This is a genomic window from Embleya scabrispora (assembly GCF_002024165.1).
GTDB classification, from domain to species: domain Bacteria; phylum Actinomycetota; class Actinomycetes; order Streptomycetales; family Streptomycetaceae; genus Embleya; species Embleya scabrispora_A.
In genome coordinates this window covers 1,702,536-1,727,183 of sequence record NZ_MWQN01000001.1, presented here as the reverse complement: position 1 = coordinate 1,727,183, position 24,648 = coordinate 1,702,536, and the positions used below count along the sequence as shown (strand labels likewise).

The 24,648-nt window shown below is 71.0% G+C and carries 17 protein-coding genes; 8 read left to right on the top strand and 9 right to left on the bottom strand.

The window, feature by feature from the left end; translation table 11 throughout:
- Positions 1–133: 133 nt before the first annotated feature.
- From B4N89_RS07490 to B4N89_RS07470, 5 genes are all read right to left on the bottom strand, one after another.
- A complete protein-coding gene (locus B4N89_RS07490; RefSeq protein WP_078975066.1) occupies positions 134–1,186 on the bottom strand; it encodes a hypothetical protein in 1,053 nt (350 codons plus the stop codon).
- 126 nt (positions 1,187–1,312) lie between these two features.
- The gene (locus tag B4N89_RS07485) at positions 1,313–2,389 is read right to left on the bottom strand and encodes a hypothetical protein (RefSeq protein WP_078975065.1); all 1,077 of its coding nucleotides are present in this window, start codon (positions 2,387–2,389) and stop codon (positions 1,313–1,315) included.
- 242 nt (positions 2,390–2,631) lie between these two features.
- Entirely contained in the window at positions 2,632–3,741 is a 1,110-nt protein-coding gene (locus B4N89_RS07480; protein WP_235618512.1) for an N-acetylmuramoyl-L-alanine amidase, read from the bottom strand.
- Positions 3,731–5,023 carry a hypothetical protein gene (locus tag B4N89_RS07475; protein ID WP_143657888.1) on the bottom strand — a complete coding sequence of 431 codons (1,293 nt, stop codon included), beginning with the start codon at positions 5,021–5,023 and terminating at the stop codon, positions 3,731–3,733. The genes B4N89_RS07480 and B4N89_RS07475 overlap by 11 nt, the downstream gene beginning before the upstream one ends.
- A gap of 878 nt (positions 5,024–5,901) precedes the next feature.
- Positions 5,902–6,540, bottom strand: coding sequence for a class I SAM-dependent methyltransferase (locus tag B4N89_RS07470; protein WP_078975063.1), 639 nt, complete (start codon positions 6,538–6,540; stop codon positions 5,902–5,904).
- 195 nt (positions 6,541–6,735) lie between these two features.
- Here B4N89_RS07470 and B4N89_RS07465 point away from each other — a divergent pair, with 195 nt between their 5' ends.
- Both B4N89_RS07465 and B4N89_RS07460 read left to right on the top strand, forming a co-directional pair.
- A complete protein-coding gene (locus B4N89_RS07465; RefSeq protein ID WP_078975062.1) occupies positions 6,736–8,940 on the top strand; it encodes an acyl-CoA dehydrogenase in 2,205 nt (734 codons plus the stop codon).
- Positions 8,941–9,026: 86 nt separating this feature from the next.
- Positions 9,027–10,229, top strand: a complete 1,203-nt coding sequence (locus tag B4N89_RS07460; RefSeq protein WP_078975061.1) for a lipid-transfer protein — start codon at positions 9,027–9,029, stop codon at positions 10,227–10,229.
- A gap of 73 nt (positions 10,230–10,302) precedes the next feature.
- On the opposite strand, the gene B4N89_RS47595 is transcribed toward B4N89_RS07460, so the two are convergent.
- Positions 10,303–11,670: an NYN domain-containing protein gene (locus B4N89_RS47595; protein ID WP_235618899.1), complete on the bottom strand. Its 1,368-nt coding sequence runs from the start codon at positions 11,668–11,670 to the stop codon at positions 10,303–10,305.
- A 238-nt stretch (positions 11,671–11,908) separates the two neighbouring features.
- Between B4N89_RS47595 and B4N89_RS07440 the strand changes: the two genes are divergently transcribed.
- Both B4N89_RS07440 and B4N89_RS07435 read left to right on the top strand, forming a co-directional pair.
- A complete protein-coding gene (locus B4N89_RS07440; RefSeq protein ID WP_235618511.1) occupies positions 11,909–13,600 on the top strand; it encodes a long-chain-fatty-acid--CoA ligase in 1,692 nt (563 codons plus the stop codon).
- A 2,382-nt stretch (positions 13,601–15,982) separates the two neighbouring features.
- Positions 15,983–16,633 carry a LysE family translocator gene (locus B4N89_RS07435; RefSeq protein WP_078975058.1) on the top strand — a complete coding sequence of 217 codons (651 nt, stop codon included), beginning with the start codon at positions 15,983–15,985 and terminating at the stop codon, positions 16,631–16,633.
- A gap of 47 nt (positions 16,634–16,680) precedes the next feature.
- On the opposite strand, the gene merB is transcribed toward B4N89_RS07435, so the two are convergent.
- The 3 genes from merB to B4N89_RS07420 all read right to left on the bottom strand — a co-directional run bounded on the left by merB (position 16,681) and on the right by B4N89_RS07420 (position 19,368).
- Positions 16,681–16,989, bottom strand: coding sequence for an organomercurial lyase (gene merB / locus B4N89_RS07430; protein WP_268812470.1), 309 nt, complete (start codon positions 16,987–16,989; stop codon positions 16,681–16,683).
- A 339-nt stretch (positions 16,990–17,328) separates the two neighbouring features.
- On the bottom strand, positions 17,329–18,309 hold the full coding sequence (rarD, locus tag B4N89_RS07425; RefSeq protein WP_078975057.1) for an EamA family transporter RarD: 981 nt from the start codon (positions 18,307–18,309) through the stop codon (positions 17,329–17,331).
- A 93-nt stretch (positions 18,310–18,402) separates the two neighbouring features.
- Positions 18,403–19,368 (bottom strand): SDR family NAD(P)-dependent oxidoreductase, encoded by a 966-nt coding sequence (locus B4N89_RS07420; RefSeq protein ID WP_321170680.1) that lies wholly within the window; start codon positions 19,366–19,368, stop codon positions 18,403–18,405.
- 383 nt (positions 19,369–19,751) lie between these two features.
- Here B4N89_RS07420 and B4N89_RS07415 point away from each other — a divergent pair, with 383 nt between their 5' ends.
- The 4 genes from B4N89_RS07415 (at position 19,752) to B4N89_RS07405 (ending at position 24,412) form a co-directional block, all read left to right on the top strand.
- Entirely contained in the window at positions 19,752–20,396 is a 645-nt protein-coding gene (locus B4N89_RS07415; protein WP_078975055.1) for a TetR/AcrR family transcriptional regulator, read from the top strand.
- Positions 20,397–20,483: 87 nt separating this feature from the next.
- On the top strand, positions 20,484–21,512 hold the full coding sequence (locus B4N89_RS50665) for a DUF5753 domain-containing protein (protein WP_143657886.1): 1,029 nt from the start codon (positions 20,484–20,486) through the stop codon (positions 21,510–21,512).
- Positions 21,422–21,616: a DUF397 domain-containing protein gene (locus B4N89_RS07410; protein WP_078975054.1), complete on the top strand. Its 195-nt coding sequence runs from the start codon at positions 21,422–21,424 to the stop codon at positions 21,614–21,616. Before B4N89_RS50665 ends, B4N89_RS07410 begins: the two co-directional genes overlap by 91 nt.
- A gap of 1,230 nt (positions 21,617–22,846) precedes the next feature.
- Entirely contained in the window at positions 22,847–24,412 is a 1,566-nt protein-coding gene (locus B4N89_RS07405) for an ABC transporter substrate-binding protein (RefSeq protein ID WP_235618510.1), read from the top strand.
- The last annotated feature ends 236 nt before the right edge of the window (positions 24,413–24,648 follow it).

Sequence of the window (24,648 nt, the reverse complement as noted above, 5' to 3'; positions counted from 1 at the left end):
ACCCAAGTCGTGCCACCGACATCGCCCCCGCGCGTCCTCGGTGCATTGGTCCGGGGACACTGTGCCAGACGGGGGAACGATCTGTACCCCGACCCCATACGACACACCGTATGGGGGCTTTTTCCACTGATGTCTATTCGCCGCGCTGAATACCCGTCAGGTCGGTCAACACACCCTGACGACCGTCGATATCGATGACGATGCCGCCGTCGCGCACGCCCACCGCGAGGTACCAGACCCCGGGGTGCAGCGTGGCCGGGGCGTCGCCGGAGACGTCCAGCGGTTGCAGCGTGCGGGGCTCGGGCACGGCCAGCCAGTACTGCTCGAACGTGCCCGGATCGCCGGAGTCCGCCGCCGAGTCCCGGGCGTCCCCGCCCATGGCGGCCGGCACCCGGTCGGCGCCGATCGCCCGATCGGCTGCGGAATCGTCCGACTTGAGCAGCAGCACCGGAGGTTGCACCGCGGGCGGCTGCATCGCCGGGGGCTGCATGGGCGGAGTCTGCGGCGGAGGAGTGTTGCCCGACGGGCCGTACACGGGCGGCGCGACCGGAGGCGGCACCGGGAAGCCGCCGGTTCCGGGCGGGCCGGGTGGATAGCCGCCGGGCGCGCCGGGGAAGCCGCCGCCGGGGTAGCCGGGCCAGCCGGCCTCGCGCGGGCGCACCAGCGGCACGTTCAGCCCGCCGATCCGGTCCACGGTGAGCAGCAACAGAGCCTGCAACACGGCGAACCCGGCCAGCCCCCACGCGCCGTAGCCGTGCGTGGCGTCCACGGTCGCCTGCGAGTCGCCGCCCGCGCGGGCGATCCGCTGCGCGGTGCGGGCCAGCTTGTCGTAGCCGCCGTCCGCGCCCAGCACGGCCCACGCCGCGCTCCACGCCGACGCCACGCCGAGCACGACGCCCCACTGCCGCAGCGCGACCCCGGCGAACTGGATCTCGGTCGGCGGCGAGCCGGGACGGAAGGTGTACCGGCCGATCAGCAGCAACACCAGGGAGATCGAGGACAGCAGCACGACGGCGGGCGCGAGCGGTGTGAAGTCGCCGATCCACGCCGAGTAGTGGGTGGTGCCCTCGGTGAGATCTCTGCCCTTGGCGGTCACCGTGTACCAGGGGAGAAACGAGAAGACCAGAACTCCGATCGCCGCCACCGCGACGATCAGATCACCTCGGGTGACGCCTTTGCGTGGCATCGTGCTCCTCCCTGACGGGGCTTTCGTACTGCGTGGACATACGCGTGTCGCGACGGACGGCAGCCGTCGCGCCGCGGCCCGGTGCCGGTACGGTCGCCCGCACCGGCACCGGGGCCTGACATACCGTCATTCTCCGCGTTGGATTCCGGAGACGTCGCTCAGGACCCCGCGGACGCCGTCGGCATCGACCAGGACGCCGCCCGGGTGGGGGGCGACGGCGAGGTACCACTGGCCGGTTCGCAAGGTGGCCACCGGCTCCTTGGACAGGCCCTCGGTGGGGGCCAGCGGTCGGGCCTCGGGCACGGCGAACCAGAACTGGGCGAACTCCGGCGGCTGTGCGCCGGTCTCGGCTGCCGACTGGGGGCCGGTGCCGGACTCGACGGCGCCCGGCGCGCCGGTGCCGGGCGCGGCCTCGGGGACCGCGGCGGTCGACCCGGACGGGTCCGGCGGCGGCATGTGCGCGGGGACGCCGGCCATCGGCGCGGCGGCGGTGCCCATCCCCGTCGCCGGGTAGCCGGGCGGCGCGGGATAGCCGCCGGTGGCGTTCGGCAGCGGGTAGCCCGTGTTCGGGTCGATCGCCATCGGCAGGCCGGTGTTCGGGTCGAGCGGGGCCGGGTAGCCGCCGGTGGCGTTCGGCGGATAGCCCCACGGTTGTTGCGGGACCGGGCTGAACAGCGGTGACGCCAGGCTGGGGATGCGGTCGCCGATGATCAGGAACAGCGCCGCGACCAGTCCGGCCACCATCATCAGCCAGGCGAAGACGGTGGGTCCGGAATCGACCGCGAAGCGGGACGGGGCCGAGTCCTCGACGATGTCGCCGATCATGCCGCCCGCCCCGAACGGGGCGAAAAAACCGCTGATCGCGCCGGAGACGCCGAACGCGATCGCCCACTGGCGCGGGGCCAGGCCCAGGGCCGGCTTGTCCGGCTGCGCGGTGAACCGGCCGATGACCAGGAGCAGCACGGCCAGCAGCGGCACCAGGACGACGGCCGGCATCAGCGGGTAGAAGTCGACCGTCCAGGCGTTCCAACTCTTGGACTCGCTGCGGCCGCCGCCGAGCAGGTCCCCGTCGTCGCTGCCGATGCTGCTGCTGCCGTGGGAGGTGGCGCTGACTTCGTAGTATTTGAAGAACGAGAAGATGAAGATCAGGACGATCGCGAGAATGACGATCGCATCGCCCCTCGTGATCCCTTTCCGGTTCAACGTTGCTCCTTTGGCGATACGGAGGGGGACGTGACGCCGACGGCGCGGGGTGCGCCGAGCGACGTGCGGTGCGTGGACGGCTCGCGCCGGGCCCGATCGTGCGGCTCGCGATGGTCCATGGCCCGGCCGGGAACCGTCCGGCGGTGCCCGGCACGTGTGGACGTCGCGAACCGGGGAGCGTCACCGCCGCGCACGCGCGTCGGGACGATCGCAACGACCCTAGGGGACGGGGGACTCGTGGCTCACGTCCCCTTCAACAGATAGGCCGTGATCCCGGTCGCGATCCCGGACGCGGCGCGCTCGCGCCAGTTCGGGTCGGTGAACTGCGCGGCGTCCGACGCGTTGCGCATATTGCCGCATTCGATGAACACCTTGGGTCGGGTGGACAGGTTCAGCCCGCCGAGATCGGTACGGGTGACCAGCCCGTCCTCGGTGCCCAGGTAGGTGGCCGGGGAGGTGCCGGTGGCCGCCCGGAAGGCCTTCGCGAGCAGGCCGCCGAGGGCGCGCGAGGGCGCCAGGATCGGCGTGGTGTCCACGGTCTTGTCCTTGACCGCGGCGGGCAGGATCACGTGGAAGCCGCGTCCGCCGGCCGGACCGCCGTCGGCGTGGATGGACACCACCGCGTCCGCCTTCGCCGTATTGCCCCGCGCCGCCCGCTCGTCGACGCACGGCCCCCACGCCTCGGTCTCCCACGTGTACACCACCGTGGCGCCCTGGGCCTCGAGCAACCGCTTCGCACGGTGTGCCACGTCCAGGGTGAACTCGGCCTCGGTGTAACCCTGGTTGGTCTCGGTGCCGGTGGTGTCGCACTCCTTGGTCAGCCCGCCCGCGTACACCTGCTTGTCGATCTCGCGGGAATGGCCGCCGTTGCCCGGATTGTGGCCCGGGTCGAGCACCACCACCCGCCCCGACAGCGGGAGTCCGCCGCCGCCGGCGCGGGGCGGTGGCGGGACGGCCGCGGTCGCGGGGGGCTCCGCCGGGGCGGCGGGCGGTGGTTCGCCGGTCGAGCCGGTCGCGTTCGGGGCGGGCGCGCCGCCGGCCGGTGCGGCGCGGGGCGTACTCGGCGGGTCGCCGGCCGCGGTCGCCGACTGCGTGTGGGCGGCCTCGGTACGCGCCGCGTCGTGCCCGCTCGGCCAGGCCACCGCGAGGGTGCCGGCGCCGGCGGCGGCCAGCGCGAGGGCGGCCACGGTCAGGGTGATCCGCCGACGGCGACGCAGGCGGTCGTACGCCGTCTCGATCCGGGCCTCCTGCGCTTGCGCGTGGCCGAACGGGTCGGCGGCGGCCGGGTACGGGCGGTAGCGGGGGCCGGGGTCGTCGGGACGGCCGTGATCGTCGCGGCGGTCAGAGGTCAAGTTCACTCCTGGACGTGAGGCCGTAGCGCGAGGCGACGGCGTTCCAGGTCGTCACGAACGACTTCTTCGCGGTGGACGCCTCGGAACTGATCGCGGCACCCTCGTCGTAGAGCGCCCGGGTGCCCGGACAGCCCGAGTCGGCCGCGGACTGCGCCCACGCGGCGAACGATCGGTCGGCGCGCGCGGAGGCGGTCCACGCGGTGCGCAACGTCGGTACGGCGGCCTGGAGTTCGGGGACGCCGTCGAAGCGCATCGCGTCCAACTGGGTGACCAACTGGTCGCGTTGCGCGGCGGCATCGAGCAGCGCGGAGCGGGACGCGGCCGGCGACGAGCAGGAGCCGACGTTGTTCACCGCGTCGATCACCGACTGCCGGGACGAACCGCTGCGGGAGAGCAGGGTGTCCAACGCGGCGGCCTGGCCGCGGCCGTCCGGCGTGGGGCTCGCGGGTGGCGGGGTGGTGGTGATCGTGGTCTGCCCGGCCGGCGGCGGGGTGGACGGGGCGCCCGGCGGGGCGCCCGCCGCGTCGCCGGAGGAGGAGGGCGAGCCGGCGGTGGATTCCACGCTCGGTGAGCCGTGGGCGGCCGGCTTCTTGTCGTCCTCCGCCCACGGCTTGAGGGCGAACAGGGTGCCGACGGCGGCGACCAGGACGACCGCGGCCACGATGAACAGCAGGGTGCGCTCGAACGAGGGGCCGGGCGGGGTGGGCGAGAGCGGGCCGGGAGCCGGCGGGGTGGCGCCGCGGTACCAGTCCGGGGCGACCGGGACGTCGCGGGCCGGCGGCACGCCGTGGACGGGAGTGTGCCCGGGGTCCTGCCGGTACCAGTCCGCGGTCGGCGCCGACGAATCCGGGGACACGGGCGGGCGCGAAGGCGGCGCGGGCACCGAGGGCGGGGTGACGGCGGGCGGCTGGGGGGACACCCGGGGCGGGGTGGACACCGGGGGCGGGGCGGAAACCGGCCACCCCGGTGGTGGCGGGCCTGCGGGCATGCCGCGGGCCGCCGCCGGGTTGTCGACGGTGTCCTGCTCGTCGGGCGACGCGGATGGTGTGTGCGGCGGCGTGCCGGGCCGCGCCGGCGGCGTGGCGGCCGGCAGGTGGGCGGTGGGCTCGTGATGCGGACGCGGTGGCGCGCCCGGGTTCACGGCGGTCGGCCCTGCGGTGACCCGGCGGCGCACCCAGCCGCCCACGCCGCCATTGGCCGTCCGGTCCCAGACCGTCTCGAACCGCTCGGCGTCCGCCGCGGGTTCGCCGGGCCCGTCGTCGTGCTGATGCTGATCGGACATGACCATCCCCCCGCGTCCTTCCGGATGGGCATTGTCCCAGTAAACGGGACCCGCGCGGGACCGGATCGGATTGCTTTCGGGAATCGAATCAGGCTCGAATCGATCTTGACGCCGGGCAATGGGGCAGCGGGGTGGTGGGCACGCGGATCGCGCACCGATGGGACGTCGGGTCGAGGCGGAGGCGACGGGGGATCGTGCCGGGGTGGGTGTGGGGTGGCGCCGGGAGGGGTTCGGGGGGCCGGGCCGAGTGCGGGGGGCGGGCTGATCGTGGCGCGGGGTGGGTGGATGGGGTGGGGTGAATGGGGGCGAGCGAAGTCGCGATCCGAGCGGGGCAGGCAACCCGAGCCACGACCCGAACGGGACGGGCGGGCGACGTCGCGGGCCGAACCGGGTGGGTAGACGGCATCGCGGGCCGAACCGGACAGGCAGCCCAAGCCGCGACCCGAACCCGGCAGGGGTGATGATGTCGCGAGCCGAACCGGGCAGGGGTAGCGACATCGCGACCTGAACCGGACAGGCAGCCCAAGCCGCGACCCGAACCCGGCAGGGCGGGCGATGTCGCGGGCCGGACGAGGTGGGCGGGCGATGTCGTGGTGGCGGCGGCGGCTTTTTGTTGGGCGCTTCGCGCCGGCTCGCGAGGCACCGCTTTTCTGCTCCCCCGCTTCGCTCCTCCGCAGAAAAGCGGCACCCCGCTCGCGGCTGTGCGCCCCTCCGCTTCGCTCCGGGTCGCCCAGCCTGAAAAAACAAGCGGCGGCTCCGCCGCTCTCCGCGCTTCGCGCGTCGATCGCGTGGGTGGCCTGGGTCGTGGGCGCTGACGCGCCTCGGGGGTGGGCGGGGGTGATGCTTTTTGGGTGGGGTGGGCTGTTTGGGGTGGTTGGTTAGATTCCGTTTGCTGCGCGGCGGAGGATTCGTAGGGAGCCTTGGGCCGGGAGTTCCTTGAACGCGCCGGAGGCGAGTGCGCGTTGGTGGATGCGGTGTGGGGCCTGGCCGCCGTCGGCCGGGTTGGGGAACACGTCGTGGATGAGTAGCAGTCCGCCGAGTGCGACGTGTGGGGCCCAGCCCTCGTAGTCGCCCTGTGCGTGCTCGTCGGTGTGGCCGCCGTCGATGAAGACCATGCCCACCGGGGTGTTCCACAGCGGGGCGATGGTCCGGCTGTGGCCTACCAGGGCCACCACATACGGTTCGAGTCCGCTGCGATACAGCGTGCGGCGGAACGTCGGCAGGGTGTCCATCACGCCCAACTCGGCGTCGACCAGATTCGGGTCGTGGTACTCCCAGCCGGGCTGCTGCTCCTCGGAGCCGCGGTGGTGGTCGAGGGTGACCACCACGGTGCCGGCGTCGCGCGCGGCCGCGGCGAGCAGGATCGTCGAGCGGCCGCAGTACGTGCCCAGTTCGACCAGTGGGCCGACCCGGGCCGCCTGGACCGCCGCGGCGTACAGCGCGTCGCCCTCGTCGACCGGCATGAATCCGGTGGCGGCCTCGAACGCGGCCCGCACGGCGGGGTCGATGGTGCTCATGTCGGGATCTCCTGGGTCGGACCACGCGGGCCGGGTCGGTACACCGCCGGGCCGCCGTCGGCCGGCCGGACCCCATGCTGCCGCAGCCGCCCCCGCGCCACCGTGTCGGGGGCCACATCGGGGTCCCCAACAATTGAAACGGGTTCTACTATCGCAAGTACTGGACCCAGTCACGGAAGTCATGGAAGGCGCGATATGGCCATCGGCATCACGGAGGAGCACCGCTCCCTGGCGGAATCGGTACGTGGATGGGTGCAACGTGTTGCACCCATCCAGGAGGTGCGCCGGGTCCTCGAGGCGGACGGCGAGGAGCGCCCCGGCCACTGGCCGGCCCTGGCCGAGCAGGGCCTGCTCGGGATGCATGTGGCCGAGGAGTTCGGCGGCGCCGGCTACGGCCTGGTCGAGACCGCGGTGGCCCTCGAACAGGCCGGCCTCGGCATGCTCCCCGGCCCGTTCCTGCCCACCGTCCTGGCCTCGGCGCTGCTGCAGGCCGACGGCGGCGACGCGGCGAAGGAGCTGCTGCCCGGTCTGGTCGACGGCACGCTGATCGGCGCCGTCGCGGCCGGACCCGGCACCGTGACCGCCGCCGAGGAGGCGGGCGGGCTGCGGGTGAGCGGCGTGGCCACGCCGATCCTGGGCGGGGCGCTCGCCGACGTGCTGGTGCTGGCGGCCCGCCGAGCCGACGGTGACGTGGTGTACGTCGCGGTGGACGCGCCGGACGTCGACGTCCGGGCGCTCAAGAGCGTGGACCCGACCCGGCGCGGCGCCGAGGTGACGGTGGACACCGTGGTCCCGGCCACGCGGGTGCTCGCCGGTGTGGATGAGACCCTGGCCCGCGACCTGGCGGCCGTACTGATGTCGGCCGAGGCCTGTGGCGTGGCCGCGTGGGCGCTCGACACGGCGACCGAGTACGCCAAGGTGCGCGAGCAGTTCGGCCGCCCCATCGGGCAGTTCCAGGCGATCAAGCACCTGTGCGCGGACATGCTGGTGCGGGTCGAGCAGTCGCGCGCGGTCACCTGGGACGCGGCGCGCGCGTTCGACGCGGGCTCGGACGCGCCGACCCGGTCGCTGACCGCCGCGATCGCCGCCACGTATGCGATCGAGGCGGCCTTCACCACGACCAAGGACTGCGTACAGATCCTCGGCGGCATCGGCTTCACCTGGGAGCACGACGCGCACATCTACCTGCGCCGGGGGCTGACCCTGCGTCAGTACGCGGGGCCCGCCGCGTACTGGCGGCTGCGGGTGACCGAGCTGGCGAGCGCCGGCGCGCGCCGGGACCTGGTCCTGGACCTGCCCGAGGAGGCGGAGCGGCTGCGCGACACCGCGCGGGCGATCCTGGCCGAGGTGGCCGGCGAGTCCGGGGCCGAACAGCGCGCGCGGCTCGCCCCGTTGGGCTACGCGGCGCCGTACCTGCCCAAGCCGTACGGCATCGGGGCCGGTCCGGTCGAGCAGTTGGTGATCCAACAGGAGATGAAGGCGCTCGGTGTGCGGCTGCCGGACATCACCATGGGCAACTGGGTGATCCCGTCGCTGATCGCGTACGGGACGCCGGCCCAGCAGGAGCGGTTCGCGCCGCCGACGCTGCGCGGCGAGATCCAGTGGTGCCAGCTGTTCTCCGAGCCGGGTGCGGGCTCCGACCTGGCCGCGATCTCCACGCGCGCGACCAGGACCGAGGGCGGCTGGCTGATCAACGGCCAGAAGGTGTGGACCTCGCGGGCCCGTGAGTCGCAGTGGGGCATCCTGCTCGCGCGCACCTCGCCGGACAAGCCCAAGCACGAGGGGCTGACGTACTTCATCGTGGACATGGCCTCGGCGGGCCTGGACATCCGTCCGCTCAAGGAGATCAGCGGTCTGGCGATGTTCAACGAGATCTTCCTCGAGGACCTCTTCGTCCCGGACGAGATGGTCGTCGGCGAGGTCGACGGCGGCTGGCAGGTGGCCCGCAACACGCTCGGCAACGAGCGGGTGCACATGGGCGCCGGGAGCTCGTTCGGCGCCGGCATCGCGAATCTGGTCGCGGCGGTGAACGGCCCGGCGGGCGAGTTCGTGGACGGCGGCTTCCGGGAGCGCCTGGGCGCGCTGGTGGCCGAGGCGTCCTCGCTGGCGCTGATCGAGCTGCGCACCACGCTGGCCCGGCTGTCCGGCCTGGAGCCGGGCGCGGGGGCGTCGGTACGCAAGCTGGTCGGCACCCCGCACCAGCAGCGCGAGTCCGAGCTGAGCCTCGAACTGCTCGGTCCGCTGGGCGCGGTGGACGAGGGCGAGGGGCAGAAGGCGGCGTTCGGCTTCCTGATGAGCCGCTGCCTGACCATCGCGGGCGGTACCACGCAGGTCCAGCTCAACGTGGTGGGCGAACGCATCCTCGGGCTGCCCAGGGACCCGCAGCCGAGCGAGAAGTAGGTCCTGCCGTTGGTTGGCTGATTCTTTCGGGTTTCCGTTTTCGTTTCTCTTCTCCGTTCCGATCCGTTTCCGTAGGAGTTGGCGACATGGCACAAAAGGCGTTCATCGTCGGCGTCGGCATGACCAAATTCGAGAAGCCGGAGAGCCGTGACTGGCAGTACTGGGACATGGTCAAGGAGGCCGGCGGCAAGGCGCTCGCGGACGCGGGCGTCGGCTACGACAAGGTGGAGCAGGCCCCGGTCGGCTACTGCTTCCAGGCGTCCACCGCCGGTCAGCGTGCGGTGTACGAGCTGGGCCTGAGCGGCATCCCGGTCTACAACGTGAACAACAACTGCGCCACCGGCTCCAGCGCGCTGATGATGGCCCGTCAGTTCGTCGCCGGCGGGCTGAACGACTGTGTGCTCGCGATCGGTTTCGAGAAGATGAAGCGCGGCTCGCTCGGCGGGGGCGGCGAGGGCGACTTCTCCACGTCGCCGGTGGCACGGCACTACAAGATCATGGGCGACGCGCACGGGTTCTCGATGACCGCGCCGCCGACCGCGCAGATCTTCGGCAACGCGGCGCGTGAGCACATGGCCCGCTACGGCACCACCGCCGAGCAGATCGCGCACGTGGGGGTCAAGAACCACCGGCACTCGGTGAACAACCCGTACGCGCAATTCCAGGTCGAGTACTCGCTCGACGAGGTGCTGGCCGCCAAGGAGATCCACTCGCCGCTCACCCGGCTGCAGTGTTCGCCCACCTCCGACGGCGCCGCCGCGGCGGTCGTGGTCAGCGAGCGCTTCGTGCGCGAACACGGCCTGGAGGAGCAGGCGATCGAGATCCTGGCCCAGTCGATGACCACCGACACCGAGGAGAGCTTCGCCTCGAACAGCTGCATCGATGTGGTGGGCAAGCCGATGTCGGCGGCGGCCGGCCGGCAGGTCTTCGAGCAGTCCGGCCTCGGGATCGAGGACGTCGACGTGATCGAGCTGCACGACTGCTTCTCGATCAACGAGATCCTGACCTACGAGGCGCTGGGCATGTGCGGCGAGGGCGAGGGCGGGAAGCTGGTCGCCGAGGGCGCCACCACGTACGGGGGGCGCTGGGTGGTCAACCCCTCGGGCGGGCTGATCTCCAAGGGCCACCCGCTGGGCGCCACCGGGCTGGCCCAGGCCGCCGAGATCAGCTGGCAGCTGCGCGGTCTGGCGGACGCCCGCCAGGTTGCCGACGCCAAGGTCGGGCTCACCCACAACATCGGGCTCGGCGGCGCCGCGGTGGTGGGGTTGTACCGGCGCGGGCAGTTCTAGCGCGGGTGGCCCCGGTGCGGGCCGCCTTTTCGGTCCGGCGGGTGCGCCCTCGGGGTCGCACCCGCCGGACCGGCTATGCGCCGTTGGTACCGGGGACGGTGGAGAGGCCGGCGGCGGCGGGGCCGGCGGGGGCGGGGGCGGGGGCGGCGGGCGCTTGGTTCGCGGCTCCCGCGTGGTTCGTGGTCGTGTGGCTCGTGTTCGCGTGGCTCGTGTTCGCGGTGCCGAGCAGCCATTCGGCCAGGAGTGCGCGCTCGGTGTCGTTGAGGTAGAGGCGGGCGTTGGCGCACAACGTCTCGACGTTGCGCAGGAAGGCGACGGCGAGGTCGTCGGCGGAGGCGACCGGGTGTGCGGTGGAGGACCAGTAGCCGGAGTAGACCAGGCCCGTGGTGACGAACGCGATCGCCTTGCGGGCGATGGTCTGCATACGCTCGGCACACCGGTCGCGCACCGCGCCCGAAGTCTGGTTGCCCTGGAAGCCGTTCTCGCTGACCTCGGCGTGCAACTCCGCGAAGAGCACGTGGTATTCCTCCGGGGACAGCCGCGGTGCGCCGGTGACCGTGGCCACCCGGTCGATCAGGTCGCGGACCGGCTCGCGCAGGTGGTCCATCCGACCCTGGCCGTTGGGGCGAGCCGAGGGCGGCTGATGCCGGGTGCGGTCGTAGATGTACCCGGGTGGGACCCGACTGATCGACAACTTCTCGTCGGTGCCCTGCTCCAGCATCAGTTCGAGCAGCGAAGAGAAGGTGGCCGCCCCGCCCCAGCGGGTGCGGGTGACCTGTTCGCGACCGACCTGTTGCAGCACCGAGTGGGCGAGGGTGGCGAGCACGATCGGCTCCTCGGAGCCGTCGAGTTGCTCGCGTACGTGCGCCATCACCTGCTCGCGCACCCCCTCGTCGGCCGGCGCCACGTCGATCTCGTCGCGCAGCGCCCGCTCGATGAACTCCTGATCGCTGATCACCACGTCGCCCGCGGCGACATACGCCTGGGCGGCCGGACCGCTGGCGATCACCATCGTGCGTCGGTCGTGGCTGCGCAGCCGGAGCAGGACCGGAGTGAAGTCCGCGTCGGCGCTCATGATGATCACTTCGTCGAACCTGGTCGAGTGCTGGAGCGTGTCGAGTACGTCCATCACCATGTGGATGTCGGCACTGTTCTTGCCCCGGCCCGTCAGCGGCGGGCAGTCGATCACGCGAAAGGCCGACCGCGTGAAGAACGCCCGGTAACGGTCGTGCATCACCGGGTTGAGGTAGCAGTTGCGGACGAGCAACGATCGGCGCAGGCCGCGCTCGGTTGCCTCGTTCTCCAACCACTCCAACCACTGGGACGGTTTGCGAGCGAAAATCTCCGCGGACGCGCGGTCCGTCTCCCGCAGTCCGCTGTAAATATTGTCAAAGTCAAGGAAAAGCGCGCTGCGAATTCTGCCTGGTATGCCCGAATCCATACTCATGTCCATGCCTGCCTCCCCCGATGCGTACGGCTTCAATCTGTCCGACGCGTCACGTGCGGGCAAGCGAGGCCACATTCGGTGTGGTTCCGGTCCGGTATCGATCTTGGCCGTCTTCCGATCCGCGCGCACGCGGGTTAGGTTGCGCGAAGCAGAAGCTTGATCGTGCCATGTAGGTGTGTCGGTTGGTTTGTCCACCCGTCCGTCTGTCTGTCTGCCCGTCAGGAGCCCTGTCGTGTCTGGACGTTGGAGCATCACACTGGACGCACTGCTGCGCGAGCGGGCCGGGGACCACAGCGCCGGTCTGCGCGACGAGGACCGGGTGTGGACCTGGGCCGAGGTGGTCGCGGAATCCGCGCGCAGAGCCGCCCTGCTGCGGGCGCTGCGGGTCGAGGGTCGACCGTGGCACGTCGGGGTGATGCTGGAGAACGTGCCCGAGTTTCCGCTGCTGCTCGGCGCCGCGGCGCTGTCCGGCGCGGTGATCGTGGGGCTGAACCCGACCCGGGTCGGGACGGAGTTGGCGCGCGACATCGACCACACCGACTGCTCGCTCGTCCTCACCGACGCGGCGCACCTGGAGCAGCTGCGCAACGCCGCGCCGGACTTCCCGGCGGACCGGCTGCTGTGCGTGGACGATCCGGCCTGGGCGCGGGCGCTGGAGCCCTACGCGGGGGCCGAGCCGCCGGTCGAGCGGCCGGGGGTCGAGGACACGTTCATGCTGATCCTCACGTCCGGGACGACCGGGCACCCCAAGGCGGTGGTCTGCTCGCAGGGCAAGATCGCCGGGCAGGGGGCGAGCGTGGTGGCCATGGAGCGGCTGGGCGGGACCGACGTGGCCTACTGCGCGATGCCGCTGTTCCACTCCAACGCGGTGGTCACGTGCTGGGCGCCGGCGCTGGCGGCCGGGGCCGAACTGGTGCTGCGGCGGCGGTTCTCCGCGTCGGGATTCCTGCCGGACGTGCGGCGGTTCGGGGTCACCTACGCCAACTACGTGGGCAAGCCGCTGTCGTACATCCTGGCCACGCCGGAGCGCCCCGACGACGCGGACAATCCGCTGACGCGCGTGTTCGGCAACGAGGGCGGGCCGCAGGACGTCGAGCGCTTCGCCCGGCGCTTCGGCTGCACGGTGCGGGACGGGTTCGGCTCGACCGAGGGCGGGTTGTCGTTCAGCCCGGTCCCGGACATGCCGCCGGGCGCGCTGGGCCGGCCGAACGGCGACATCCGGATCCTGAACCCGGACACGCGCGAGCAATGCCCGCCCGCCGCCTTCGACGAGGCGGGCCGGATGACCAACCCCGAGGCGGCGGTCGGCGAACTGGTCAACGTCGGCGGCGCGGGCACCTTCGAGGGCTACTACAACAACGCGGCGGCGACCGCGCAGCGCATGCGCGACGGCTGGTACTGGAGCGGCGACCTCGCCTACCGCACCGAGGACGGCCTGGTCTTCTTCGCCGGCCGCACGGGGGAGTGGCTGCGCGTCGGCGGGGAGAACTTCGGCGCGACGCCGGTCGCCCGGATCCTGTCCCGGCACCCGGACGTGGCGGTGGCGACGGTCTACGGCGTGCCCGACGAGGCGGCGGGCGACCAGGCGATGGCGGCCCTGGTCCTGCGCGAGGGCGCCACCTTCGACCCGGCGGCCTTCGCGGACTGGCTGGAGGCCCAGCCGGACCTGTCCCGCGCCTGGCACCCGCGCTACATCCGGATCGCCGAAGCCCTCCCGCAAACCAGCACGAACAAGATCCTCACCAGAGTCCTGACCCGCCAGGCCTGGCACACGGCCCCCGACCCCATCTGGTGGCGCGACCCCCGAAACGGCGCAACCACCCCATACCGCCCCTTCACCGAATCCGACCGCAAAACTTTGGAAACAGCCTTCGCCGACCGAGGCCGCACCCACATCCTGTCCCTGATATCCCGAGAGGGCTGACAACGACCCAAGCGCCGAGGGCCGAAGCACCCGACGAGACGGGCACGTCGCCCGCCGAAGCGAAGCCGGCCGGAACGGCGGGGCAGACGACCGCCCGTGACGGCCCCTCCGGGCCCTCCCGAGCGGACGGCGCGCTTTCGGCGGACGTCGCGCTCGCGGCCGCAGCTACCTGGCGCAGAGCCTGCCCGAGCCGGCGGCAGGCCGCCGCGGGCATTCGGGGCTCCGAGACGGAGAGCCACGGCGAGGCGGATCCGTTGGTCGCCGAAAACCGGCGGGCAGCGGGGGAGCGGGTGGACGCTCGCGTCAGGCTCTCCGGGTGTCCTTGCCGAGTGGGCCGGGCGCTTCCGGCGCGCGCTGCGCTTTGGGTTGCGGGGTGGCCGGTCCGGGGCTTGTCCGAGTCGGTAGTGGGCCGCCGCCGGCGTTCGGGCCTCCGAGACGGAGAGCCACGGCGAAGCGGATCCGTTGGTCGCCGAACCGACCGGCAGCGGGGAGCGGGAGTGCGCTCGGGTCAGGCTCTCCGACGGCCCTTCCCGAGTGGGCCGGGCGCTTACGACGCGCGCTGCGCCTTGGGTTGCGGCGTGGCCGGTCCGGGGCTCGTCCGAGTCGGTGATGGGCCGCCGCCGCCGGCGTTCGGGCCTCCGAGACCCGAAGCTCCCGACGAGACGGGCGTGTTGGTCGGCGAAAACCGGCCGGCAGCGGGGGAGCGGGAGGGCGCTCAGGTCAGGCTCTCCGACGGCCCTTGCCGAGTGGGCCGGGCGCTTCCGGCGCGCGCTGCGCCTTGGGCTGCGGGGTGGCCGGTCCGGGGCTTGTCCGACTCGGTGGTGGGCCGCCGCCGGCGTTCGGGGCTCCGAGACCCGAAGCTCCCGACGAGACGGGCGCGTTGCTCCGCGAAAACCGGCCGGCAGCGACGGGGAGGGTGGGTGGTCGGGTCGAGTCCGCCGTGGAGCCTTCCCGAGTGAGTGAGTCAGGGCGTTTCGCCGGCATCGGGGAGGCATTGAGGCTCGAAACCGGATCCCGGCGGGGTGGTTGATGGCTTCGAGCTTCGGCGACCTGCGGTTTTGCGTGGCCGGTATGGAAAGTCAGGCGCCGAGTGCCGGTTTCGTGCGCTCCGCCCCTTCAACGCAGGGGCGGAGCGCACGAAACCGCCCCATCGGAACCGGCTCGGACACCGGCACCCCACAGGGGCCGTCGCGAAGACCCGAAGCGCCCAGCAAAGTCCGAAACTGGATCCCGAAGCACACCCCAAATAGGCGCCCGCCGCACCGACCTGCGGTTTTCTCTCACACCAAGGCAACAGCACCCCACGCGATCCGGGTTCGTGAACCCTCCGCACCCCAGACCCACCGCACCCCCAAACCACCCGACCCGATCGGAAAGCCCCCGGAATACTCAACCCGACCGCCCTCCGTCCCCGCCGCTGCGGGCCGGTCTTCGTCGACCAACACGCCCGTCTCGTCGGGAGCTTCGAGCCTTGGAGCCCCGAATGCCGGCGGCGCCCACCTCCGACTCGGACGGCCCCGGACCGGCCACCCCGCAGCCAAAGGCGCAGCGCGCGTCGTAAGCGCCCGGCCCACTCGGGAAGGCTCCCCGGCGGACTCGACCTGCCGGCCCACCCACTCCGCCGCTGCCGGCCGGTTTTCGCCGAGCAATACGCCCGTCTCGTCGGGAGCTTCGGGGCTCGGAGCCCCGAACGCTGGCGGCGGCCCATCACCCACTCGGACAAGCCCCGGACCGGCCACGCCGCAGCCCAAGGCGCAGCGCGCGTCGGAAGCGCCCGGCCCGCTCGGGAAGGGCCGTCGGAGAGCCTGACCTGAGCGCCCTCCCGCTCCCCGCTGCCGGTCGGTTTTCGGCGACCAACGGATCCGCCCCGCCGTGGCTCCCCGTCTCGGAGCCCCGAATGCCGGCGGCGGCCCATCTCCGACTCGGACAAGCCCCGGACCGGCCACCTCGCAACCGAAGCGCAATGTGGGCCGGAAGCGCCCGGCCGACTCGGGAAGGGCTGTCGGAGAGCCTGGCCCGAGCGCCGTCCCGCTCTCCCGTTGCCAGCCGGGTTCCGTCGGCCAATGCAGCCTCTCGTCGGGACCCAACTCTCCGAGCCCCGACCGCCGTCGGCGGTTCATGACCGGCTCGGACCGGCCCCGTACCGGCACCCCGCGACTGAGAGCACAACGCCCGCCAGGGACAGCCCGGTTCACTCGGGAAGCCTCGCCTTGGCCGAGGTGGATGGTTGGCGGGCTCGGGCCTGCGTTGTGGGCCCGTGGACCGGGTCGGGCGGTCTTGCGCAGCCGCCGTTCTTGTTTGGTGAGTGTGCCGCGTCGTGACTATGCGGCAGCTTCCGGTACCGCTCGGCCGGGGGGTTGAGTCGGCCGGCAGCATGTCCTCATGGATGCCCTCTCTTACCTTGCCTCGTTCGCCCTGGTTGCGGGGCTGTTGACGGTCGTTCCTGGGCCGGATACCGCGATCGTGTTGCGGGCGGCGCTGGTTCGGGGCAAGCGGCACGGGTTCGCGACGGCGCTTGGCATAGGGGCCGGGACGCTGGTTTGGGGGGCGGCTGCGGCGGCTGGGGTCTCCGCGGTGTTGACCACCTCTCGGGTTGCCTATACGAGTCTGCGCATCGTCGGTGCCTGCTACCTGCTTTGGCTTGCTTACGGATTGCTGCGTGCCGCGTGGGTGAATCGCTACACCGACGTCGACGTCGAGGCCGCCTCGGCAGGCGGTGCCAAGGCCGCGCCCGGGTTGTGGTCGGCGTGGGGGCGCGGCGTGCTCACGTCGTTGACCAATCCGAAGGTCGGTGTCTTCTACATGGCGATGATTCCGCAGTTCATTCCCTCCGGTGCCCCGCACTTGGCCTTCGGGATACTGCTCGCCCTCGTCCACGACATCGAGGGGATGGTGTGGTTCGCGGCGATCATCCTCGGCGCGAACAGCCTGCGTGCGAGGCTGCGACGGCCGCGCTTTCGGCGCGCGCTCGATGTGTCGACCGGGACGGTCATCGCCGGCTTCGGCGTCACGCTCGCGGTGGCCGACAACTGACCGTCGGCCGGTCCCCGGCCGCGGGGATGGTCCGGTGTGTGCAGGTGTCACAGGCCCCAGAACCGGCCCTGGAGGCCCACCGAGGTGAAGTATGTGGCTGCCGATGCCGGGTCTCGGCGTTCATAGCCTCGGTGCATGCGGCCCTCGTACCAGTGTTCGGCCAGGCGCCACAGCTTGGTGAGGTCGAGGACGTAGCCGCGGGTCTGGCCGGTGCGGGCCAGCCAGTGGTCCACACAGCCCTCGTCGCAGAACAACCGTTGGTTGCCACACGCGTGCACCACGTCGTCCCACAACATCGTGATCGGGACCAGAAAGTGCGCCACCTCGTCGCCCTTCGGCGGCTCGTCGACGCCCACGTTCCAGGCCAGCGCCCCCCTCGCACCCCGGACATCGGGTCGCGACCAGCACCTCCTCGCCCACCAGGTGCGGCACGGCGAAGGAATCCCACGCACAACCGCCCCACCACAGCGTGTGCCGACCCATCACCGAGAAGCCCAGCGGCACCGCACTGAACGGATGCGCCATCACGATCGCGTCGTCGCGCAGCACGATGTGCCGCTGCTCGTGCAGGGCCCGCAGCCCCGCACGCACGGTCGACTCCGACACGCCCAGCGTCGCCGCCAGTTCCGCGTCCGAGGGCGCCCGCCCCGTGTCGGCGAAGCCCCGGTAGACGGCCAGCCGCAACTGTTCGACGCTCACGAGGTTGCCTCCCGCTCCGGTGCGGCCGACACCGGCAGATCCCGGGGCTCGATGACGGCCGGGGCCTCGGCCGCCATCGCGGTGGGCGGAACGTCGACCCGCTCGCGCCTGGACTGGCGGATCGCGTCGAAGGTGAGCACCACGAGGGCGACCCACACCAGACCGAAGCCCGCCCACCGGGCGGCCGGCATCGGCTCGTGGTTGACCGCCACGCCGATCCCGAACTGGATGATCGGGGCCAGGTATTGCAGCATGCCGATCGAGCTGAGCGGCACCGAGTTGGCCGCCACCGCGAAGCACAGCAGCGGGATCACGGTGATCACGCCCGCGCCCATCAGCATCAGGGCCTGCGGCGCCCCCTCGTGCCCGTACGTGCCCTCGCCGGTCCAGGCCAACCAGGTCAGGTAGCCGAGCGCGGGCAGGAACATCACCGCCGTCTCGACCGCCAGCGAGTGGATCGCGGGGAGGTTCATCCGCTTCTTGACGTAGCCGTAGGTGGCGAACGACGCGGCCAACGTGAGCGCGATCCACGGGACCCGGCCGTAGGCCACGATCAGGACCACCACCGCCGCGACCCCCAGCGCCACCGCGGCCCACTGAATCCTGCGCAGGCGCTCGCCGAGGACCACGACACCGATGCCGATCAGTACCAGCGGCGTGATGAAGTAGCCCAGCGAGGTCTCCACGACCTGGTCGTGATTGACGCCGTAGATGTAGGTGCCCCAGTTGATCGAGATCATCACGGCGGCCACCGTCACGGTGATCAACTTGCCGGGGGTGCGCGCCAATTCGCGGATCCACGACCACTGCCGGAGCACCGCGAGCAGGACCAGCATGCACAGCAGCGACCAGGCCATCCGGTGGGCCAGGATCTCGACCGGGCCCGCAGGCTTCAGATGTGGCCAGAAGAGGGGAAACAGGCCCCACATGACGTAGGCCGCCATGCCCAACAGCAAACCGCGACGTTCTGCACCCATGATGCCGACCGTACTGGCCGAGTGGTCTGCCGTCAGGAGCCAATTCCGAAGAGGTGGACCAGTGGCCGCCGCGCCGGTGGCCGATCCGAGGCATCAGTCGCCCTCGCGGCTCAGCTCCTCCCACCGGGCCACCTCCTCCCGACGGGCGCGGTCGAGATCGGCGATCATGTCGTAGGCCGCGCCGCCCAGGATGATCCGACGCGGCGGCTCGGCCATGTCGACGATGCGCAGCAACAGGGCGGCTGCCTTCGCCGGGTCGGCGTCCTTCGACTCCCCCCACATTTCCGCCAGTTCGGCGCGCAGCGGCGCGTACACCTCGTTCTCGGTCGTCATGGTCAGGCCCTGGGTGAACAGCGTGGTCTCGTAGCCGCCGGGCTGGACCAGGGTCACCTTCACCCCGAAGCTCGCCGCCTCCATGGCCAGCGCGCCGGACATGTTGTCGAGGGCGCCCTTGCTCGCGCTGTAGAGACCGGTGGCGGCGAAGCCCACGGCCGAGCCCATCGAGCTGATTTGAACGATGTGGCCCGAACCCTGTTCGCGGAGATAGGGGAGTACGGCCTGGCTCACCCACAGGGCGCCGAAGAAGTTGACGTCGAAGTGGGCGCGGACTTGGGCCTCGGTGACCTCCTCGACCATGCCGATCAGGCTCGCGCCCGCGTTGTTGACCACGACGTCGAGCCGACCGAAGGCCGCCACGGCGCGCGCCACGCCGCGGAACACCGCGTTGCGGTCGGTGACGTCGAGGGTCAGGAGCCGCAAGCGGTCCTCGTACGCGGCGACCAGGTCGGCCAGCGGGGTGACATCCCGCGCGGCGCCCACGACCCGGTCACCGGCGGCCAACGCGGCCTCGGCGAACGCACGGCCCAGGCCACGAGAGGCACCGGTGATGAACCAGACGCGGGGGTCGCGGGAGATGGCGGCGGCGGTGGTGGTTGCTTGGGTCGCTGTGGCAGCGGGTGTGGTGGGGAGTGCGGTGGTGGTCATGCGCGTGCTCTCTTCCAAGTGGCTGGGGTCGGTGAGGTCGTGGGCGGCCGGTGTGGATTCTGTGGCTCTCGTCATCGGGTTCACCTGGGTCGGTAGCCGGACGAGGCCGCCGTGCGACGACCGGTCCGAGGTGGTTGGGGGACGCCGACGCGCCGAGCGCGTCGAAGCTGCGGCCGAGGCGACGCGATCGGCGGAGCAGCCTTGGTGGTACTCGCCACGACCTCGGCGGTGATCCGCGGAGCCGAGCCACCTGTGGTCCGCGTGTCGAGGACCGAGAACTCGTCGGTGAACCGGTGGGCGAAGGGTGCGACGGAGGGCTGGGCGCGGAACATGGGTGACAACTCCTTACGTCGTGAGACGAGACGTTGCGTCTCGCTGCGTTGTACTGAAGCATGCATCTTCGATGGTGGGATGTCAAGACGAGACGTATCGTCTCGCGTTTGCGCTATATTGAGGCCATGACCATCGACGACAGCAGTGACCGCAGCGCGGAGGGCGCGCGTGCCGAGGGTGGGTCCGGCGGCAGGCCGAATCCGTCCCGGCGCAGCGAACAATCCCGTCGGGCAATCCTGACCGCCGCCCGCGAACTCGTCTCCGAACTGGGCTTCGCCAAGCTCTCCATCGAGGCGATCGCCGCGCGGGCGGGTGTCGGCAAGCAGACCATCTACCGCTGGTGGGGCTCGAAGGGTGAGGTCGTCTTTGAGGCATTCCTCGCCCTGAGCGACCCGGGGGAGGGCATCGTGCTGCCCGACTCGGGTGATCTCGAGACGGACCTCAAATACCTGATGCGCGAGACCGTCGCGGAGTTCGCCGATCCCGCCTTCGAAGGTCCGATTCGCGCACTCAACGCCGAGATCATCAACGACCCCAAGCTGGCCAGGCTCTATCACGAAAAAATGGCCGCCCCCGTGGACGAGGCCAAGAAGGAGCGCCTACGCAGCGCCCAACGCGCCGGCCAACTGGCCCCCGACCTGGACTTGGACCTCGCCTTGGAACTGCTTTACGCCCCCCTATACCAACGCTGGCTGCTCCGCAGCGGCCCCCTGACCCCCGAATACGCCGACAGCCTGGTCGACTTGACCCTCAAGGGCCTCCGGCCCTGACCGGAAGAGGCGGTCGGTCGACTTTCACTCGCGCCGTCTGGTTGCCATCGCCGTCCGATCGCCACCATTCGCCATCGGTGAACACTCATGAATCGGCCGAACACCTCGGCCGAGGTCGTTAGCCTGTGTGCCGATCGCGGATGGCATTCGCAGCAGCGGTTGGCCGACGCGTTCGAGCACATGGCGGCGCAATGCGGGCTCCGAATCGGGGTCGGCATGCGTCAGGTTCGGCGCTGGGAGAGTGCGGAGCCCCCTTGGTCGTCGAGTGACTACCAGACAGTCCTGGAGGCGCTGTTCGGGTTGCCCCTCACCATGCTCGGTTTCGCGCCGCCAGTCGGCTCGCGGCGGTTTCAGGATGAAGTCGCAAGCGCTCGGATCATCGACGTCATCGAGGGTTTGCACGAAGGCGAGCAGTCCGGATGGTGGCGCACCGATCCGAGTGAAGGTTCCGACGCCCGCATCAATCGACTCGTTCAAGCGGAGCAGCGTGCAGTCGTCACGCGCGCCTACGAATCCAGCCTGATCCCTGGGCCTCTCCAAGTCTACGAATACGCGGTCGCAGCGATCCGCGCCTATTTGCCCGCGCTTCCCGAGGACGAGGTGATTCGGCGGGCGCGAAAGCGCACCGGGCGACTTGCCGACCTCCAAGCGTTTCCCGACGGGTCGCGCGTGCTGTTGTTCCTGATCGACGAACCCGTCTTGCACCGGCCCCTTGGAGGCGACGCGGTGCTGCGGGCCCAACTTGCCGACTTGCTTGTCACGGTGTTGCCCCTGCCTCACGTGCAACTTCAAGTGCTGCCTCTCAGTTCCGGCGGACACCCCGGTATGGCGGGCCCGTTCACACTGTTCGACTTCGGAGACAGACGAGTCGTTTATACGGAAGCCCTGTCAGGGGCTTTGTGGACTTCACGGCCGGCCTGTATCGCTGCGTATTCGTTCGCTTACGATCGACTTCAGGCAGCAGCGCTCGGTGCGGACGACTCGATGCAACTCGTTGCACGTAGGCTCGCGGAACTGGGGACGGCATGGAAGCTCGCGGGGGATGGACGACCAGCAGCTACAGCGGGGGAGAGAACTGCGTCGAGGTTGCGGTTCGGGGGGCCGTGGTCGGATTGAGGGACAGCAAGGTGGTCGACTCCCCGGTGCTCGCCCTGCACCCGGCGGCATGGGCGGGCCTTGTGGGGTGCGCCGGCGCGCGCGCCGTGACGGCTATCCGCTGACCGCCGCGCACCGGTTTCCGCTCGTGGGCGCATGCATGGCGCCGAGTGCGAAAGCGTCCGGTAGTGCTTGCCCTCGACGTTCCGTCACCCCGGTGGTGGTCGTGGCGTAGGGCGCACCCGGCGCCCGCGTGGTGGGCGGCTCTGCGGCGACTGCGGCGCATCGGTGACGAGGGCGCCGTCACCCGGCAGTGTCGGCGGACCGGATGGCGTCGTGCCCGACGAGGTCGGGTCCGGGCCCCACCCGCTCGATGAGCCGGCGGGCGACGACACCGCAGCACTCCGGGCGGTGGACGAGCCATCGGAGTTGCCCGAGTCGCATCCGGCCCCGAGCAGGGCCACAGCCGGCACGGGCCACATCGCGCCACTCCGACCCAGGTTCGGCCCCGGCTGCCGAATCGGTATTCGCGGCACGTCGCAACAGAACAGGACACCATGCGGACGGGGACGGGGACGCGGCTGGGTCGGACGACCGGCGCGACGTCCCCTTTTGGTGACTCGCTTGGGTGGTGACTGCCGGTTTTTGCGACCCGCGTGCGGTGCTTTCCTTGCGTCGCCGTGCCGACGCCGCGCTTTACTTGACGTCCATCCGTCCGCAGTGCGGATCTTGGCTGCCCGAGTTCACGGCGTCGGCGCGGTAGGCGTCGCGGGGGTGCCGATGTGGATTTCGTTGCCGCCGGCTGCGTCCAGACCCGCGTTGTGCACGCCGCCCGGTTTGGTGTCCGGGCCGCGCTGCCCGTGCGGCGAGCGCGTCCGCCCCGTGTGGTGATTCGCTTGTCGTTGCGGGCTTGGGGCTGGGGTGATGTGTGTGGATGTCCTGGGTTGCCGGTCGTGGGTGATGATTGCGTGGGCTCCGGTGATCGAGCGCCAGGAAGTGGATGGCCGGCTTCGGGGGTTGGGCCGCCTTCGGGACCCGGGTGGGGTATTCGTCGGGCGTCGGCTCATCGTCCTGGAAGGCGCTCGATCGGAGGTCCTGTCCGGTCGGTGGCCAGGATGGGTTGTGCTCCCGGCACAGGGTCCAGGTGTGCTGACGGAGCGTCACATCAGGCGGTGGAAATTGGGGATTGGGGGTGCGGTACCGTCACGGACGGTGCCGAATTGTTATTTGACGGCCCGTCAGATTTCTCCTTACCGTGGCCGTACATCCACGTCTGGATCAAGGAAACGACGCCACCCCGCTCCCGGGACGGCGTGCCTTGTGCTTCCCGAACGCAGGAGCGTCCCGTGCGAACCGTGAACTCCACACCCCTCTCCACCCGCCTGCTGCGCCGATCCGGCGTGGTCGCGGGACTCGTCGGCCTGACGCTCGGCGCCACCGCCTGCGGTGGCGACGACGACGCCGGCAGCGGAGCCTCCGGCTCGATGACGGTGCTCATCACCCAGGAGGCCAAGGGCATCGACCCGGTCATGACCACGGTGTCCTCCCTCACCGGTGGCAACCAGGCCGCGGCCGTGTTCGACATGCTCTTCTGGATCAACCCCAAGACCGGCAAAGCCGAACCGCAGATCGCGGAGAGCGCGACCGCCGCCGAGGGCAACTCGGTGTGGACGATCAAGCTCAAGCCGAACGTGAAGTTCTCCGACGGCACCGCTCTGGACGCCGAGGCGGTGAAGTTCAACTGGGAGCGGCACGCCGATCCCGCGAACCGGTCGGTACAGTTCACCGCCGTCAAGGGAATGAAATTCGAGGCGGTCGACGGGCTGACCGTCAGGGTCACGCTGCCCGCGCCGAACGCCCACTTCGACCTCGTCGTGGCGCACAACCTCGCGTTCATCGGATCGCCCACGGCGATCCGGTCCGACCCGAAACTGTTCGCGCAAAAGCCGGTCGGCGCGGGCCCGTTCAAGCTCAAGTCGTGGATGCGCGACTCGCAGCTCACGCTGGAGCGCAACAACTCCTACTGGAGCCAGGGCAAGCCCGCGCTCAAGGAATTGATCTTCAAGCCGGTGATGGACCAGAAGCAGCGGTTGGCCGCGCTGTCCTCGGGCCAGGCCCAGCTGATGACCACCGCGCACTTCCCGTCCACCGAACAGGCCCGCAAGGACGGCATGACGGTCACGCTCGACCCCAAGAGCGGCGGCTTCATGACCATGTTCGACACGTCCAAGCCGCCGTTCAACGACCCGCGCGCACGCCGCGCGTTCGCGTTGATCATGAACCCGGACGACCGCAACCAGACGATCCAGGGCTCGCCGGGCCAGACCCTCAAGGGCCTGTTCCAGCCCGCGTCGCCGTTCGCGAACCCGGAGGCCGTGTACGCGACCAACAACCGGGTCGAGGCGCAGAAGCTGCTCGACGAACTGGCCGCCGAGGGCAAGTCGTTGAACTTCACATACACGACCAACAGCAGCGCCAGCGCGCGACTGACCGCCGAATACTGGCTCACCCAGATCGGCAACATGAAGAACATCACGATGAAGACCGAATTCCTCGAGGGAGCGGCCTACATCCAGAAGGTGATGATCAACAACGACTTCCAGGCCTCGGAGTTCGTGATCACCTTCGACGAGCCGGAGCCGGTGCTCTACAACTTCACCCACTCGAAGGGGTCGGAGAACCGCACCAAGTGGAACAACCCCGTGGTGGACAAGGCGCTCGACGACGCCCGCAACAGTGACGACCCGGCGGTGCGCAAGACCGCGTACCAGACGGTGCAGGCCGAGATCGTCAAGGACGTCCCGTTCTTCGCCTACGAGAAGTCCTTCGCCGCCGCGGTCCAGGGCAAGAGTGCCAAGATCGACGGCCTGTCGCTGTTCGAGGACGGCCTGATCCTGTTCGACCGGATCGCGCTCAAGTAGCCCCGCCCACGGGGACCGGGCACGTGGACGGCCGGGTCGACGGCGGGATGAGGGCCGGTTGAGCGGGGCGTCGGGGGCGTACGAGCTGTACGCCCCCGACGCCGTCGCGCGTGAGCGACCGCCCGGCGGGCCGGTCCCGCCCGGCGGATCGGTCCCGACTCGGGCCCGGGAGGGCCATGGGTCCGTGCGCGGCCGCTGCGCCGACCCCGACGCGATCCCGCCTCGCCCCGTGCGTC